Source organism: Arthrobacter sp. SE2, from assembly GCF_058244265.1.
On the sequence record NZ_JBZAYA010000005.1, the window covers coordinates 264,025 to 277,121 of the forward strand.

13 protein-coding genes are annotated in these 13,097 nt (G+C 63.7%); 4 read left to right on the forward strand and 9 right to left on the reverse strand.

Features of this window, described 5'->3' with window-relative positions:
- Positions 1 to 8: 8 nt before the first annotated feature.
- The 3 genes from AC4CS3_RS09630 to AC4CS3_RS09640 all read right to left on the reverse strand — a co-directional run bounded on the left by AC4CS3_RS09630 (position 9) and on the right by AC4CS3_RS09640 (position 3,484).
- Positions 9 to 1,268: a CaiB/BaiF CoA transferase family protein gene (locus AC4CS3_RS09630; protein ID WP_490783240.1), complete on the reverse strand. Its 1,260-nt coding sequence runs from the start codon at positions 1,266 to 1,268 to the stop codon at positions 9 to 11.
- Positions 1,265 to 2,647, reverse strand: coding sequence for an FAD-dependent oxidoreductase (locus AC4CS3_RS09635; RefSeq protein ID WP_490783241.1), 1,383 nt, complete (start codon positions 2,645 to 2,647; stop codon positions 1,265 to 1,267). Before AC4CS3_RS09635 ends, AC4CS3_RS09630 begins: the two co-directional genes overlap by 4 nt.
- 228 nt (positions 2,648 to 2,875) lie before the next feature.
- On the reverse strand, positions 2,876 to 3,484 hold the full coding sequence (locus tag AC4CS3_RS09640; RefSeq protein WP_236810629.1) for a helix-turn-helix domain-containing protein: 609 nt from the start codon (positions 3,482 to 3,484) through the stop codon (positions 2,876 to 2,878).
- Between the two features lie 495 nt (positions 3,485 to 3,979).
- Between AC4CS3_RS09640 and AC4CS3_RS09645 the strand changes: the two genes are divergently transcribed.
- Both AC4CS3_RS09645 and AC4CS3_RS09650 read left to right on the forward strand, forming a co-directional pair.
- The gene (locus AC4CS3_RS09645; RefSeq protein WP_490783242.1) at positions 3,980 to 5,284 is read left to right on the forward strand and encodes an MFS transporter; all 1,305 of its coding nucleotides are present in this window, start codon (positions 3,980 to 3,982) and stop codon (positions 5,282 to 5,284) included.
- Positions 5,285 to 5,318: 34 nt separating this feature from the next.
- Positions 5,319 to 5,741 carry a cytidine/deoxycytidylate deaminase family protein gene (locus AC4CS3_RS09650; protein ID WP_490783243.1) on the forward strand — a complete coding sequence of 141 codons (423 nt, stop codon included), beginning with the start codon at positions 5,319 to 5,321 and terminating at the stop codon, positions 5,739 to 5,741.
- A 69-nt stretch (positions 5,742 to 5,810) separates the two neighbouring features.
- On the opposite strand, the gene AC4CS3_RS09655 is transcribed toward AC4CS3_RS09650, so the two are convergent.
- Complete coding sequence (locus tag AC4CS3_RS09655; RefSeq protein WP_490783244.1) at positions 5,811 to 6,152, reverse strand: YegP family protein; 342 nt, start codon at positions 6,150 to 6,152, stop codon at positions 5,811 to 5,813.
- Positions 6,153 to 6,376: 224 nt separating this feature from the next.
- On the opposite strand from AC4CS3_RS09655, the gene AC4CS3_RS09660 reads away from it, so the two are divergent.
- Positions 6,377 to 6,634 carry a DUF6458 family protein gene (locus AC4CS3_RS09660; RefSeq protein WP_490783245.1) on the forward strand — a complete coding sequence of 86 codons (258 nt, stop codon included), beginning with the start codon at positions 6,377 to 6,379 and terminating at the stop codon, positions 6,632 to 6,634.
- 167 nt (positions 6,635 to 6,801) lie between these two features.
- Here AC4CS3_RS09660 and AC4CS3_RS09665 read toward each other — a convergent pair whose 3' ends face one another.
- Positions 6,802 to 8,043 (reverse strand): serine/threonine-protein kinase, encoded by a 1,242-nt coding sequence (locus AC4CS3_RS09665; RefSeq protein ID WP_490783246.1) that lies wholly within the window; start codon positions 8,041 to 8,043, stop codon positions 6,802 to 6,804.
- A 313-nt stretch (positions 8,044 to 8,356) separates the two neighbouring features.
- Between AC4CS3_RS09665 and AC4CS3_RS09670 the strand changes: the two genes are divergently transcribed.
- Positions 8,357 to 8,884 carry a hypothetical protein gene (locus AC4CS3_RS09670; RefSeq protein ID WP_490783247.1) on the forward strand — a complete coding sequence of 176 codons (528 nt, stop codon included), beginning with the start codon at positions 8,357 to 8,359 and terminating at the stop codon, positions 8,882 to 8,884.
- Between the two features lie 67 nt (positions 8,885 to 8,951).
- On the opposite strand, the gene AC4CS3_RS09675 is transcribed toward AC4CS3_RS09670, so the two are convergent.
- The 4 genes from AC4CS3_RS09675 to AC4CS3_RS09690 all read right to left on the reverse strand — a co-directional run bounded on the left by AC4CS3_RS09675 (position 8,952) and on the right by AC4CS3_RS09690 (position 13,053).
- Complete coding sequence (locus AC4CS3_RS09675) at positions 8,952 to 9,980, reverse strand: DUF4862 family protein (protein ID WP_490783248.1); 1,029 nt, start codon at positions 9,978 to 9,980, stop codon at positions 8,952 to 8,954.
- Entirely contained in the window at positions 9,977 to 10,930 is a 954-nt protein-coding gene (locus AC4CS3_RS09680) for a sugar kinase (RefSeq protein WP_490783249.1), read from the reverse strand. Before AC4CS3_RS09680 ends, AC4CS3_RS09675 begins: the two co-directional genes overlap by 4 nt.
- Entirely contained in the window at positions 10,927 to 11,601 is a 675-nt protein-coding gene (locus AC4CS3_RS09685; protein ID WP_490783250.1) for a bifunctional 4-hydroxy-2-oxoglutarate aldolase/2-dehydro-3-deoxy-phosphogluconate aldolase, read from the reverse strand. Before AC4CS3_RS09685 ends, AC4CS3_RS09680 begins: the two co-directional genes overlap by 4 nt.
- A gap of 75 nt (positions 11,602 to 11,676) precedes the next feature.
- Complete coding sequence (locus AC4CS3_RS09690) at positions 11,677 to 13,053, reverse strand: MFS transporter (RefSeq protein ID WP_490783251.1); 1,377 nt, start codon at positions 13,051 to 13,053, stop codon at positions 11,677 to 11,679.
- Between the last annotated feature and the right edge of the window lie 44 nt (positions 13,054 to 13,097).

Sequence of the window (13,097 nt, forward strand, 5' to 3'; positions counted from 1 at the left end):
CGAAACAGTCACCGGAGAACTCCCAATTTCTGTAGGCGCTCGATGGTTTCAGCGTCGAAGCCGTTCTCCAGGAGGACCTCAACGTTGTGCTCGCCGAGCCGCGGCGCTACGCGCCGGATGGAAGGCGGGGTAGCAGACAAGCGAATGGGAGCGTTGAGCATCTTCACGGTGCCGACGCCCGGGTGCTCGGCCTCGACGATCATGCCGTTGGCCTCGGTCTGCGCATCGGCCAAGGCCTGTTCCAAGGTGTGGACGGGGGCGTTGAGCAGTCCTTGGCTTTCCAGCTGGTTGGTCCAATACTCGGTGGTGTTCGTGGCGATGCGCTCCCGGAAAATCGCCTGCAGGGCCGGCTTGTGCTTGAACTGCTGCTCCAGGTTGGCGAACTCCGGCCGCTGGGTGAGGTCTTCCTCCAGGCCCAGCGCTTCGGAAATCCGCGCGAGTGGATCGGGGGTGAAACCGCCCACCATGCAGACGGCGCCGTCGGTGGTTTCAAAGACGCCGCTCAGCGGCATGGCGCCCCAATTGACTTCGTAGCCGCGGTTGAGCTGCATGCACGCCTCCTGCATCTGCAGGTGAAGCATGGAGTCGTACATTGTCACCTCGACCTTTTGCCCGACGCCGGACGCCTCCCGGGTGCGCAATGCCAGCAGGATGCCCTGCATGAGGTGCATGCCCGTGATGTAGTCGCACAGCGTGGTGGGGTAGATGGCCGGCTTCATCTCGTCGGACTCGCGTCGCCACATAACGCCTGAGTAAGCCTGTGCGATCGCATCCTGGCCCCCCTTGTGGGAGTAAGGCCCAACCGGGCCGAAGCCCGTGCCGGAAGCCCAGACGATGCCCGGGTTCTCCGCCTTGAGTTCTTCGTAGCCGAAGCCCATCCGCTCCATCACGCCGGAACGGAAATTGCTGACGACGACGTCGGCGTCGGCCATGACCCGGCGGAGGACGGCCTTGCCCTCGTCGGTGCGGGTATCCACGGAAACGCTGCGCTTGTTCCGGTTGATGGACAGGAAGATGGGATTGTCCTGGCCGTCCTTGTCCGGGAACGAGTTGCGCGAGATATCGCCGGCACCCGGACGTTCCACCTTGATGATGTCCGCGCCGTAGTCGCCCAGGAGCTGGGTGCAGGACGGTCCCATGAACACCTGCGTGAAGTCCACGATCTTGATGCCGTCGAGCGGGAGCGGGATGCTGTTGGGCTTGGCAGCGGCGGCGACGACCGCCGTCGTGGTTTCCTCAAACTCATCGAGAAGGGTGTCGGTGCTCATGCCCCCACCACCGCTTCGCTGTCGACGGTAGCGTTCGATGACGGGACGTCGCCCGGGTCCGCACCGTGCCGGCGCATGCCCTGCTGGATGTCCAGGGCGGAAACGTCGCGGACGAGGGTGCCGTTTTCGACCGCCAGCGCCGCGGCGACGCCGACTGCCTGGCCCATGGCCATGCAGGGCGGGATCTCGCGGGACATCTTCTGCGCTTCCGGGGTGGCCGAGTAGTGGCGGCCGGCGACGAGCAGCTGGTCCACTTCCTTGGGAAGCAGTGAGCGGTACGGGTAGTAGTAATCGCGGCCGCGGGCCACGGTGTCCGCGAAGTGGCGGCGGGAGGTGACGTCGTCCTTCGTCATGACGTATTCGCCCTCGAGCAGGCGGGTTTGCCTTACGCCCATTTGGGAGGCGACGTCGAGCATGTAGCACTTCTCAAAGCCCGGCAGGTGGGCGCGGACGTACTCAACGGCCTCGGTGATCCGGTCCCGTGCGGCGAACTCGGCGGCGGTCATGTCCGCCGGGTCCACGCCGTCGTATCCGGTCATGTGGGGAGCATTGCACCAGACGACGCCGTCGATCGGTGTCTTGAGCCACCACAGTTCCCAGGCGCCGCCGAGGAGGCGCTTGATGGTGCGGTTGATGGCGCGGGCTTCCTTCGGGTTGGCCTGCTCGAAAGCCTCTGCGGCAGCGGTGTCAACGTTGCCCAGGCGGAAAACGAGCGTGGTGAGGTAGCTGTCCTTGATGTGGCTCGCGCCGGCACGGGAGGCGACGTCGATGTCTCCGGTCGTGTCGATGACGATGTCCGCCATGAACGCCTGCGGGCCGGACTTGGTCTCGCAAATGACACCCTTGATGACGCCGTTGTCCACGATCGGACGGGAGAACCAGGAGTGCAGACGGAGGTTGACCCCGGCTTCGCGGACGAGGTCGTTGGAGACCCGCTTCCAGCCGTCGGGGTCAAAGGCAGCGGCGTAGCAAATCGGCTTGGGGTTGGTGTGGGAGTGGAAGTCGAAGGTGCCGTAGCGGCCCCACTTGTTCCAGAGTTCCTCGGAGGTCTTGCGGTCATCGGCGGGCGGAACGATGGCCAGGCCGAGCTTCTCCAGGCGTTCCACGTACTCCGAAACGATGCCGGTGACCGTGATTTCCTGGCCGTTGATCATGTCGTCGAGCACCAGGACCATCCCTCCGGAGGCAAGTCCACCGAGCGAAGAGTAGCGCTCCAGGAGCGTGACGGATGCGCCGGACCGTGCTGCGGTGACCGCGGCGGCCACGCCGGCGGGCCCACCGCCGACCACGAGGACGTCGGAGCGGGAGATGACGGGTGCGGTGAGGTCCGCCGTCGTCGTACTGAGTTCCAGTGACGATGTGCTGGCAAAGGAGTTCATGGAGGAGGATCCTTACTTCCCGGCGGGCATGCCGTTGGAACGGTTGCCGGGGTATAGACGAGGTGCTCAGGTGGAGCCCGCGGCGATGGACGCAGCGAGCGGGGCCTGGCAGAGGGCATGACGAGTAGAGGTCCCGCGGGACCTGAACACGGAAAGGGGAGATGTTTGCGAACGGACGTCCAAGGGTCCGTGCGTGTATGGAAGCAAGCGGCGGCTAGCGCCGGGTGATCACCACACGTGAGGGGCGTTGACCCAGATTGCTACGCATACCTCTTCGTAGCTGTTTTTGTACCAGTGAGGCGTATCCGACGAGAAGGTGATCGAATCGCCCGCCTCAAGCGTGTAGCACTGGCCGTCCAGGAAGATGTCTTTCCTTCCCGAGAGGATGATGCCGAATTCCTCGCCGCTGTGGCGGAAAGGAGTGGCGCTGGTGTCGTGGCCTGGCGGGCTCACGATCCATTGGGCCTCCAAGGCGCCGTTGAGGTCCGGGGTCAAGAGCTCATAGACTGCTTCTCCCACGGACTTCTTGGTAACGCCTTTGAGGTTTCGCCGTTCGGCCTTGCGGACAACCGGCGATCTGGTCTCTTCCTGGCCGATGAAGAATTTCCCGACGGGAATGTCCAGGCCATGAGCCAGCTGTGCCAACGTGGTGAATGACGGATTGGCCAGCCCACGTTCGATCTGGCTGACGATCGCCGGGCTGAGACCGGTGATTTCCGAGAGTTTGGACAGGGTCATCCCCTTGTCCTTGCGCATCGTGCGGACCTTGTTGCCGACGGTTGCCAGAAGCGCGCTCGTGCCGGCCGGTGAGGATGCCGTGATGATCTCGTTGGTCATGATCCAGCTTTCTCTCGGTGAGCTGACTCACATAACTATAGTGAAAAATTTTAGCGAATCAATGGTTTGGTGAAGATTTTTTCGGCGCGGGCTATTTATCAAAAAGCATTGACCTGGTGAATATCTTCAATATAGTTAAGTGAGTCGCATCACGTGGGGAAGTTTGCAACACGATCAGAGACGCGGGCGCTTCAGCCTTCTGGCGGAAGGCCCAGCCCAGCCCCACGTCCACCCTCGTGTTTCCCATACTGATCCTGCGGCATCCAAGCAAGCCATCCACGCTCCCCTTACCGGACTGGATGTCCCCGTTTGCTTCAAAGCGCTACGAAGAGGCACGCGTAGCTATCTGGGCTAACTCGCTTCCCATGAGGTGAGCTGGTTCGGCCCTGCCGGACCAAGCCAAAATGATAGTTTCGATCACCGTCCATACCCCTTGGATGTCAACGGTGATCCGTACCCTCACGCACCGCGAAGGTGCGGAGGAAGGAAAGAATCATGACTGACACTGTCGTCAAGAATGGCCCGGAGAGCGCCCGGAAATCCCGGCTCTCTCCGGAAATCCGCCGTGGGCTGCTGGGCCTCGGACTCGGGAACACCCTTGAGTGGTACGACTGGATGGTCTTCGGACTCCTGTCGGCCTTCATCGGGCCAAAGTTCTTCCCCTCGCAGGACCCCACCGCCGCAACCCTTAACGCCCTGGCGGTCTTCGCCGTCGGCTTCGCGTTCCGTCCGCTGGGCGGCGTCCTGCTCGGTACTTTCGCCGACAGAATCGGCCGTCGAAAAGTGATGCTTTGGTCCATCATGATGATGGCGATCACCACGCTGATCATCGCCCTGTGCCCGACCTACCAGCAGATCGGCGGCGCTGCCGGCGTCATCCTCCTGATCTGCCGCATCGTGCAGGGCATCTCCACCGGTGTTGAAGCTCCGCTTTCCACCGCACACGCAGTCGAACTGGTTCCCGTGGGGCGCGAAGGGTTCGTCGCAGGCATCATCTCCTTCTTCGTCAACTCAGGCATTCTCCTCGCCTCGCTGGTCAGCTACCTGTGTAGCCTGATGTTGAGCGGGGCTGTCATGGCCGACTGGGGTTGGCGTGTTCCCTTCATCGTGGGCGCAATCTTCGGCTTCGTCGTGGTCTACCTTCGCCGGACCCTTCCGGAAACCATGCGGCCCGAGGAGCTAGCGGAGAACTCCTCGAAAGCTGTTTGGGGCGGGGTGCGCAAGCATTGGCTGAGCGTACTGGCCATTACTTTCGTCGTTGGAGCGGCGCAAGCCTACAACTACGCCTGGAACACGGGACTGCCCACCGCGGCCCGCAGCGGCTTCAAGGAAGACGCCACGGCTGTCTTCGCCCTCACCACCATTCTTGGAGTGGTTCTAGTTGTCGGCAGCCTGGTGGTCGGCAAGTTCGCAGACGGCAAGTCCATTTCCAAGTGGTTCCTGATCACCCGCGCACTGTCCATTCCTTCGGTCTTCCTGATGCTCATGTACGTCCGTCCGGGCATCGGCGGATTCGCCGCGGTCCTCCTGGGCGGCTCGGTTGTCCTGGTGCTGAACATGACCCTGTACAACGTCGTCACGAGTTCCCTGATGCCCAAGTCCTGCCGCGGCGCCGGAACTTCCCTCGGTTACGGAATTGGCGTCGCCATCTTCGGCGGCACGGCCTCTTACCTCCTGGTCTGGCTCCAGTCCATGAATGCATCGTGGATCTTCCCGGTTTACGTCGCCGTCCTGTCCGTGTTGAGCATTGTGTTCTACGTGCTCGCCCGGCGGAAGAATGGCATCTTCATTGGAAGCTAGGAATGTAATCTCGTTTGACCTCAGTCAGTCCGACGTGGAGCTCTACACCGCTGCCCGTCAGCTGCTTCTCACGGCTCACCACGGCGAGAACCATCGGGTGGCCGCGGCGATGCGGGGCGAGTCAGGGGCGATCTACCTAGGCCTTCACATCGGCTCGAAGCGAATCAACGTGTGTGCCGAATCCAGCGCCCTCGCCAATGCCCGCATTGCGCAAGAAGCCTCTATCCGGTCGTCCGTCGCAGTGAGCATGGACGAATACGGCGAACCCCAGGTCACCAATCCTTGCGGAGTTTGCCGGGAGCTGCTGCGGAACTATGGGGCCGAGGCAACTGTCCTGGTTGATGCCGGGGGAGAGGTTGGAAGCGTCGGCTTGGAGGAACTCCTGCCGTATCCCTGGATGCGGGCCACCGAGACCGAATGGACCACCCAACCGCCGGAAGCCATGAAGTCGAACTGAATGCAATGGAAATGGCCGGGACTCATGAGTCCCGGCCATTTCTGCAGTTCGGTGCTATTTGACCCAATTCTATTTGACCGGGTTCAGCCAACGCTTGGACGTCAGCGCTTTGTGGGTGCGCCTACGGACGACAGAGGTTCGGCCCAGCCAATTCCGGACCCGGGGCTGCCCCTCTTCGGCCGGGGCAGGGGAGGAGGCTTCCGGTGCCGCCCCCGATGCGGCCGGCTGGCTTGGACACAGGTCCGTGATCAGTCCCATTCCCGCACATGCCCGCACTTCGCGGATTCCCACCACTGCGGCGCGTTTGGTCTCAAAATCCTTCGAGACCGCCATGACGGTCCCGTCCGCTGCCTTCAGCCGGAACCTGTAGCGTTCCCGGGCATCGACAAACAGTTCAAACTTCCCAGCCATTCGCTGACCTCCCCAATAGACACATATGGTCGTCCTCTAATGGACCGTACCCGGCGGTCACCAAAAAACAAAGCACCCTTAGTGTTTTAGCGATATGCCGCTCGGATGCCGGATCCGCGGCGCGTGGTTGCCGGATGAGGTGCTGACGTGTAGCTTTGGCGATGCAAAGTAACCTTAGTAATACCCGCCACCGCCGGGTCCGCGGTTCAGCAGGAGGTACAGCAGTGGGAATCGGATCATCCATCTTCCTTATCGCGATAGGCGCCATCCTGGCCTTCGCCATCCCCGGAGATGTCGTGTCTTTCATCGACCTCCATATGGTCGGCTACATCCTCATGGTCGTCGGCGTCATCGGCTTGATCGTTTCCCTTTTCGTATTCGGCCCGCGCCGGACCCGCCGAATCAGCGAAAGCCGCGCCACGGTTGACCCGGTCACGGGGGACCGCATGGTGACCCGGGACACCCGCGACGGCGGAATCTAGCAACAGCAGGGACGAAGGGGAGGGTCGGCGCGCCGACCCTCCCCTTTTCGATGCACCTGGACGGTAGTCAAACGGGTCGTTGCCGTCCGGCCTGCCGTTGCCCGCAGGAGCTCCGCGAGTTCAAGTACGACCCGCAAAGCTAGCTTTCGTCAGCTCAGCGCCGGTTCCTAACCGCCACTTCCCTTGCCGTTGCTCTTGTGATGTCCCGGTGCCGGTGCCACCGGAACAGGCGCAGCCGGCGTGGATGGCTCAATGCTGGGTGAGGGTGTTGGCGTAGGGGTGTTGGGCGTGGGCGTTGCCGAGACGGACGGGTCCGGGGCCGCGGGAGCAGGCGGCTGGAAGGCGCTCACGCCAACGATCACCAGGGCGGCGGTCAGAAGTGCGGCGCCGACAGCCCACGCCGATCTGCGCGCGCGGCTTACGGGCTTCCCTCGCCTCGCCGTTGCCTCGGGCTGCACCCGCATCTGGATGGTTGCCTTGGCGGTGCGGGGCGGGCGGTCGGGCATGCGGGGAAGGGCCTGCGTGGCTCCGTTGGCGCCAGCGGGTATCGCCGCTGGGACGCCGGAACCGAAGGCACTCCGAAGTGCTTGCTCAACCTCTAGTGCGCCAGGCCGCGCAGAAGGTTCAGTCAATGTCATGGCCGTGAGGAGGTCAACCCAGCGCGCCCCCAGGGCCTCCGGTACACGGGGTGGGCGGTGGAGCCTCGCAACGGCCGACTCCACGCTGGTTCCCGGGTATTCGAGCTTTCCGGTCAGGCATTCGAGGAGGAGGAGTCCGAGGGAGTAGATATCGCTTGACGGTCCGAGGACAGAGCCGGTGGCCTGTTCCGGGCTCAGGTAGGCGGCGGTTCCCACCATCGTGCCTGTTGCGGTCAGGCGCGTTCCCTCGATGATCCGGGCGATCCCGAAGTCTGTGAGCTTGGGCCGGATGGGGGATCCTACGGGGGCATCAGGCAGGAGGACATTCGCGGGTTTGATATCGCGGTGGATGATCCCGCGCCCATGGACGTAGTCCAGGGCGGAAGCCAGATCCGCTCCTATATGGGCTACGTCCTGGGTCGACAGCGGTCGGCCTCGCAATCTGGCATACAGGTCCGGACCGTGAATCAGTTCCATGGCGAGGAATGTCCGGGCATGCTCCGGGTCCCGATCGTCGGTACCGGCGTCGAAGAGAGTGACGAGTGAGGGATGATTGAATGTCGCCAGGAGCCGCATCTCGTTTTCATGCCGGGCAAGCTCGTCCGGCCCGCCGAGCAGGGGAGAAAAGAGCTTCAGCGCCACGTCGCGGCCTAGCCTCTCATCTTGCGCCCGGCGCACTGACGCGGTGGCGCCGCGGCCGATCAAGGTTCCCAGCCTGTACCGACCAGCTACAAGGGCATCGCTGTCTCCAGCAATAGGGCCATCAGGCACGGTTTCACCTCGCTTTCTTCGAACCGACGGAGCCCGTACAGTTTAGGCCCGCTTGCCGGGCCATGGACATTCGTCCCCTCAGGGGTAATCGTCAGGCTCTAGGGGAAGGTTACGGTTCGGCCGAAAGTCGCCGGGCGAGATGAACGGTGGGTGAACAAAGGCTGGATCTCCCGTCCGAAGGGCTGATATCCAGCCTCATCTGTGCCTACGTTGGCTGCGGGAGTTCCGATACCGGAACGCGCGGTAAGGCAACCGCAACCCAGTCCGTGAAATATCCAATGAGCAATCAAGAAGAGAATTCCGGAGGTCTCCAATGCCTATTCTGACCAGCCTCGCAGCCAGTAAAACCGTGATCACGATGATCACAGCGGGTGCCATCGCAGCAGGAGGCGGCGCCGCCGCCTTTACCAGCATCACCACTACCGAAGCGCCGGCCCCAGCGTCCACCGCATCGGCTGACGCGCCGTCGTCGGCTCCTCGGGTATCCTCCCCGCCGTCGTCGGTTTCCCCGACGACGGCGGTGCCCCCTGTAAAGGCTCCTGAGACGGAGTCCCCGGCCCCCTCGCCGTCGGCTCCCGCCGCTGAGGATCCAGCTGGGGATGCGCCCGGGGCCCCGGCGCCAGCCCCGACTCCGAGTTCGCCGGCCCCGGCTCCTCCCAAGGCTTCACCTTCGTCCGATGTGCCGGCGGTTCAGGCCGCCGATCGCGACGACGACGGTGTGAACGAAGCCAAGGACGAAGTCGCCGGACATAGTAAGACGGACCACGAATCCAAGGGCGAGGACCACCCTCAGCCGGACCGCGCCCACGCCGAGAGCAATTCGGACGCCGGCAAGCGCTAGGTTCCCGGCCAGAAGGCGGGCTCCAGCGCGCGCATCCCGTAGCGGGAAGGCCTATTCGGCCTTCCCGCTACGGGGCTGTCCCGCTTCGCCCGTTCTGCCTCTCCGCAGCTCGGGCCAGCTCGAGCGTTTTCGAGATGACTGCCACGCGTTGCTCTACTGTTGCGTGCGGAGGGGCGGCAACCTTGATTCCGCGAAAATCTTCGCCGCTCGCCGGACCCGCAGCGCGCAGGCATTCCTCCATGCGGTCCACCGTCAAGAGGGACCCCGACTCGAGGACATCCAGGTCCCCAGGCGATTCGTCGTCCTGACGGGCGCGCAGCGAGGTTGGAGGTGCAGGAGGAACATGCACATCGGCCCACGCCGCACCGTACCGGGTATCAATCCCTGCGCAGCCGGAGAGCACAAACCCTCCGAGCAGGTCACTCCCGCGCAGGAAGTTGATGTGCTCCAGAGCGGCATCCGGGCTGCGTTGCTCGATCACTGAACGCGCCCAATTGACGGCGATGCCCATGGAGCGGCCACTTGACTCGTTCACCCGGTGCACTGTTTCCGCTTCAACGTGGAGCGGGAGAAATCCCTTGGAAGGCACTTGGCCGGGGACAAATGCGTCACAGTGCTCAAGCACAATCTGCGCACCGTTCCACGGCCAGCCAGAGATTTCCTTCAGCGAATCGGCCAAGGCGGCCGCAGAAGCCCGCTGTCCATCTGCCCAAGGCGCTGAATGGATTTCAACGGCAACAACCGCGGCTCGCGCAAGGCTTTCGTTGAGTCTCTCGGCGGCGTTCAGCGCCTCTCGAATGAAGTCGACTGCCGCCTTGCGCCCGGCACTGGATGTTGAAGCCAAGCCGAAGCCGGGGTCTGAGCCAAGGCGGGCCATAGTCCCCGGAATGGTGGTCACGATGAAGTCTGCTTGCTCGGGCAACTGCCGCAAGAACCAGGATTCGTCGTCCTTGTGCAGCTTCCCCGCGAAGGGGACTTCGAGGCCGGCAACGCCGTCGAGTTCCAGGACGGATTTGAGGAAGCTGCCTTCAGCCGACGGATCCCAACCGTTCAAGCTTGGTGCTGCCGCATAGGCCCCTATGAAGAATTTGCTCATCGACTGACCGGTTCGTGGTTCCCGAGGAGTGGCAGTTCATCGCGCCGGGGGAGCCCCTCCCAGTCGCCGGGGACGAGGCACACAAAAGCACCCGTGCTGACGGCTGTCTGAAGACGCTCCTCAGCCTCCAAGCCTCCGACGAATTCGGCCAGGTAGCCCGCGACGAACGCGTCTCCGGCGCCCACGGTATCAAGGGCATCGATGACCAGTGCGCCCTGCCTGAAAACCTCGCCGTCGACGAATGCCAAAGCGCCGCCTGCACCCAACTTGATAACCACTTGGCTGGGACCCAGGGCCGCGATGCGCCTGGCGGCCTCTTCGGCGTCGCGGACTGTCCCGACCGCGAGTTCGGCCTCTTCGAGACCGGCGAAAACGATGTCGGCGTCCGGGATAATCTCGCGGTAGGCACTTCCGGCGGTCTCGGCGTTCCAGAGCTTACTGCGGTAATTCAGGTCGAAAGAGACCGGAACGCCGACTGCTTTGGCCGCGGCGATAGCGTAGTGAAGGGTGGAAGCGGCTTGTGGAGAGAGCGCCGGGGTGATTCCGCTGACGTGGAGCAGGACGGCCCCGGCAATCAGCCGTTCGTCGATGTCGTCGGGGACCATCCGTGAGCCCGCACTGCCGGATCGGTAATACGCGACTTTCTGGGCTGTGGGGGTCCGGCGTTCCTTGATCATCAGGCCCGTGTGCGCGTCGTAGTCGACTATGGCGCGGACATCCACGCCCTCAGCGCGGATCTCCCGTTCTACAAGCTGGCCGAGGGAATCCGCGCCGACGCGGCCGCACCAGACGGCTTGGACACCCAAACGTTGCAGGCCGATGGCAACATTGGACTCAGACCCTCCGATGCCGAGGCTCATGGTGGACGCATGGGCAAGCGGGCCGGCCTTGTCCGAAGCCATGAGCGCCATGGTTTCGCCAAGGGTGACGACATATGTTCCGTGACTCATAGGGATTCACGTGCCTCATCAACGAAGTTTCGGACCCGTCGCGCCCGCGCGGTCAACTCAGTCAGGCTCCCGCCTTTGAAAGCGTCGCCGAGGAGCGGTCCTCCCAGGCTGACCGCCAAAGCTCCTGCGCGAATCCAGGCCGGGACGTCATCGATGTCGACGCCGCCGGAAGGGACCACCTGGATGTCGGGGAAGGGGCCGCGGAGTTGCGATATGTAGCCGGGCCCGACCGTGGAGGCGGGGAAGACCTTGACGGCCGTGGCGCCCAGCTTCCAACCGGTGTGGAGCTCGGTGGGGGTGAGCCCACCAGGAAAGACGGGCACCCCGCGTCGAGTGCAGGCGGTGATGACGTCCGGTTCGGTGATGGGCGTCACGACGTACGCGGCGCCCAGGTCGAGTGCCGTTTCGGCCTCGGCGGACGTCGTCACCGTGCCGACGCCGATTTCCACGGATTCGCCGAACCGCTCCCGAAGCAGGGGAAGTTCCTCGAATACTCCCGGTGTGCTCAGGGTCAGCTCGATACTGAGCACACCGCCGTCCCGGAGGGCCTCGATGACGGGGGCGTAGTCCTTCGCGCGTCGGGCCCTCAGCACTGCAACGACCCTGGAGTCGCGGAGGATGGCGGACGGTGCCGGGCGGGAAGCCGTGCCCGGGTTCTCGAGGCTGAGCATTGGTTGTCCTTCGTATCTTGGTTGGCGGGGGGCTCCCGACGGCGGCACTCGCCGCCGTCGGGAGCCCTTCGGGTGCTACTGGACGTGCTGCGCTTCGGAGGTTATCGGCACGACGACGCTTGTGCCGTGTGCCGCATCCTCGGGATCCGTGAGGTCGCGGTTCAGGGTTTCGGGTGACATGCGGGTCGCGATGAAGCTGATGAGCATGGTCAGGGACATGTAGATCGCCACGGGAATCCACGAGTTGCTGAAGATCCCCAGCAGCGCCGCGCAGATCATGGGAGCGATGCCTCCGCCGATGATGGAAGAGAACTCGCGCCCCAAGGTGACACCTGCGTAGCGGTAGCGGCTGCCGAAGATCTCGGGGAAGTAGCTCATGTGCACGCCCACAACGCCTTGGCAGGCCAGCACGAAGCCGACCACGATTACCAACACGATGGCTACCGGCGAGCCGGTGGTCAGCAGCAGGAACGCAGGGGCGGGGAAGAGGATGAGGGCGCCGGTGATGAGTGAGACGACGCGCCGGCGTCCGATCTTGTCGGAAAGGATTCCGAACGACACAGCCGCGACGCCGCCGCAGAGCGAACCGATGAGCAGCACTGGAGGAATGAACTTCGGGTCCGTTCCGATCACGGTGATGAGGTACGACGCCATGAACACCTGGATGGTGTAGGACTGCGTGCTGACGCCGAGGTTCATCAGGATGACGCGCAGGACGTTGGCCTTGCCGTATTTGGCAACTTCCCGCAGGGGTGCCGGGGGTTCGGTGCGGGCCTGCTTGATCTCCTCGAAGACCGGTGATTCGTCCAGCTTGCGCCGGATGACCAGCGCGGCGATGGTGACGAAGATACTGGACAGGAAGACGAGCCTCCAGCCCCACGTGAGCATGTCGTTGGGTGCAAGCGACTGGGCCGCGATCCACACGAGTGCTCCGAGTGCCGTTCCGGCGGCGGCGCCGACCATGATGAGGGACGCCAGCTTGCCTCGGGTTCCAGGCGCGGCGGATTCGGTGAGCAGTGTTGCGCCGCCCGATTGCTCCGCTCCGGCGCCGAAGCCCTGCGCCGCGCGGCAGACACACAGCAGGATCGGGGCCAAGAGTCCTACCTGACCGAAGGTCGGCAGGAGCCCGATCGCCAGCGTCGCTCCACCCATGAGCAGCAGGGTGACTACCAGGACCCACTTGCGGCCGAGTCGATCACCGAAGTGGGAGAAGAAGATCCCGCCGAGGGGCCTGAACAGGAATCCGACGGCGAAGGTGCTGAAACTTGCCAGCAGCGCCGCCGCTGGGGAAATGTTGGGGAAGAAGAGCTTGCTGAAGACCAGAGCCGAGGCCGTGCCGTAGATGACGAAATCGTACAGTTCAAGCGTGGTGCCGATGAGGCCGGCGATGGCGGCCTTCCGGACCTTGCTTTGGTCCACCGGCGTGGGCGGGAGGTTTGCTGCTGTGGTCATTTCCATACTCCTTTGAATGGATGTCCGCTGGCCCGTACTTGGGC

Coding starts and splice junctions, on each gene's coding strand:
- AC4CS3_RS09630 (WP_490783240.1), bottom strand. CDS start 1,268: ATGAGCACCGACACCCTTCTCGATGAGTTTGAGGAAACCACGACGGCG.
- AC4CS3_RS09635 (WP_490783241.1), bottom strand. CDS start 2,647: ATGAACTCCTTTGCCAGCACATCGTCACTGGAACTCAGTACGACGACG.
- AC4CS3_RS09640 (WP_236810629.1), bottom strand. CDS start 3,484: ATGACCAACGAGATCATCACGGCATCCTCACCGGCCGGCACGAGCGCG.
- AC4CS3_RS09645 (WP_490783242.1), top strand. CDS start 3,980: ATGACTGACACTGTCGTCAAGAATGGCCCGGAGAGCGCCCGGAAATCC.
- AC4CS3_RS09655 (WP_490783244.1), bottom strand. CDS start 6,152: ATGGCTGGGAAGTTTGAACTGTTTGTCGATGCCCGGGAACGCTACAGG.
- AC4CS3_RS09670 (WP_490783247.1), top strand. CDS start 8,357: ATGCCTATTCTGACCAGCCTCGCAGCCAGTAAAACCGTGATCACGATG.
- AC4CS3_RS09675 (WP_490783248.1), bottom strand. CDS start 9,980: ATGAGCAAATTCTTCATAGGGGCCTATGCGGCAGCACCAAGCTTGAAC.
- AC4CS3_RS09680 (WP_490783249.1), bottom strand. CDS start 10,930: ATGAGTCACGGAACATATGTCGTCACCCTTGGCGAAACCATGGCGCTC.
- AC4CS3_RS09685 (WP_490783250.1), bottom strand. CDS start 11,601: ATGCTCAGCCTCGAGAACCCGGGCACGGCTTCCCGCCCGGCACCGTCC.
- AC4CS3_RS09690 (WP_490783251.1), bottom strand. CDS start 13,053: ATGACCACAGCAGCAAACCTCCCGCCCACGCCGGTGGACCAAAGCAAG.